The organism is Methanobrevibacter sp. (assembly GCF_017427765.1).
Classification (GTDB): domain Archaea; phylum Methanobacteriota; class Methanobacteria; order Methanobacteriales; family Methanobacteriaceae; genus Methanocatella.
Genome location: NZ_JAFRSC010000056.1, coordinates 1 through 1,931, shown reverse-complemented (window position 1 = coordinate 1,931; position 1,931 = coordinate 1). Strand labels below are relative to the sequence as shown.

The following is a 1,931-nucleotide window of genomic DNA, read 5'->3' as shown; positions in this document are numbered from 1 at the left end:
CGCTGTCAAAGATTCTTACAATATTCCTTTTACAGATGTTCTTTTTACGGAGTTCCAAAGGAATTAATTAACAGTAGGAAAAGATGTCGCTTTATTAAAAATATCTTCGCTTTTAATTGAAAATCTTTGTTTTTTATTTCCTTATATATTTTTTAACACCTAATGTATCAAAGTTCCTATCCCCATTGTTTTCCCTACTGTTTTTTAGCCTTTTCATAAATTTACTTTATTTTTCTGTATGTTTCATAACACTTTTATTTCTTTTATTTCAACTTCATTTATAATGTCTTTATTTATATATATCTGTTCCTCATTTATTTTCCGTATATTAACTTTTGTATTTACATATAATAATTCTTTTTCATTTATTTCCTTTCTTAATTTTTTTAGAATAGATTCATTACAAATATAATACTTTTTAGTCATGCCATTATCTCCATTGCAAGAATTAATTAAAACTATTCTGTTTTCATATTCGCTAAGATATGTCCTAACATAAATATCTCCATCTTCATAATTCATTAATAAAATATTTTCTTCAACAATATCTGTTGTACATTCACTACAGCAATCGTCATCATCACTGCAACTAACGGTTAGTAAACCTAAACTTACTACTGCAAAGAATAAAAACAATATCTTTGCTAAATTTTCTATTTTTTTCATAGTTTGATAATCTTTTGCATAATGTTAGTGTTTCTTTCTTTTATAAAATATACTCCTTGTTTTAATTGAGAAATGTCTAAGAAATTATTATACAAAGATTGATTTAATAATACATTACCATAAATATCTATAACTTGTATTTGCAACGGAAATGTATCTGATTTAATATATAGACTCCCTGTTTCAACCATTGTAGGATAAATCAGCAACCTTGATTGTGAAATATCCTCTATTCCTTGCCATATATAACAGTAATCATACATCCAGTTAGAATAAAATAAATTATCATTACTGCTACAACAAAGTAACTCTGTCGTACATCCGTCAATAACAAAAATATATCCAAGTAATCCTTGTGAGCCACCTATACCTTCTATACATATATACTCTCCTCCATAAGGAACTTCTTTATTAAAATCAAACAATTTAAGACTCACTCCATTAATAATTGTATCTCGTATATCTTTTACCACAGATAAATCAAAGCCACAGTTTATAAATTCTTCATCAGAACTTGTAAGGATATAGAAAGTATCACCAACAGTCAAACCAAAATCATATAATAAATATTCTTCAGTGCATTCAGGATAATACCCAATATTCCGATAATAGACTTTTAAAGAATCTTGACGGATAAGTTTCCCGTAAAAATTAAAAATATCACTGTCTTCATAAACTCCCTTCTCAAGTATCTTTTTGTATTCTTTGTTATCATAGATTGTATCTCCTGCAATCTTATATGTTATTGTTTGCTGAAGTAAGGAATAATTAAACAAAACATTCCATTGTTTTGTTGTGTCTACAATATTTTTGCTAAACTCTGTCTGTGCAAATACATTTAAAACACTACATAATGTAAATGCCATTATTGATACTATTATCTTTTTCATAATATTTTACTGTTTTTTAAAAGTGTAATAATATATGGTATTAGTATCTGCCTCATTTGCATTTTGTGGTAAAGCTAAATCACAAAACAAAGTGCATTCATTTTTGTTTTTCATTGTTATTATCCATGGGATATAATCATAGTTGTGCTGTTCGTTAGTTTTCCATCTTTCTGTAACATATAAGGTATCTCCATTTTTATAATACTTGCAAAACTCGTCATCTGTAAAACAAAGTATCTTCTGACTATTATTTTCTACTGTGGTGTAGAAAACATTATTTTCTTTATCTACTTTAAGTGTAATAATGATATTATTGTTATACATTTTACACAGCCATATATCCTCATTGGAAACTTCGTCATCATCACTGCAACT

At 26.8% G+C, this 1,931-nt stretch carries 3 protein-coding genes; all 3 read right to left on the bottom strand.

Going from position 1 to position 1,931, the window contains the following annotated elements; genetic code table 11:
• Nucleotides 1–243: 243 nt before the first annotated feature.
• Entirely contained in the window at nucleotides 244–666 is a 423-nt protein-coding gene (locus IJL02_RS12210) for a hypothetical protein (RefSeq protein ID WP_292816870.1), read from the bottom strand.
• Entirely contained in the window at nucleotides 663–1,532 is an 870-nt protein-coding gene (locus IJL02_RS12205; RefSeq protein ID WP_292816868.1) for a T9SS type A sorting domain-containing protein, read from the bottom strand. The genes IJL02_RS12210 and IJL02_RS12205 overlap by 4 nt, the downstream gene beginning before the upstream one ends.
• A gap of 30 nt (nucleotides 1,533–1,562) precedes the next feature.
• Nucleotides 1,563–1,931, bottom strand: a 369-nt coding sequence (locus IJL02_RS12200) for a hypothetical protein (RefSeq protein WP_292816865.1), incomplete at its 5' end; no start/stop codon positions are given.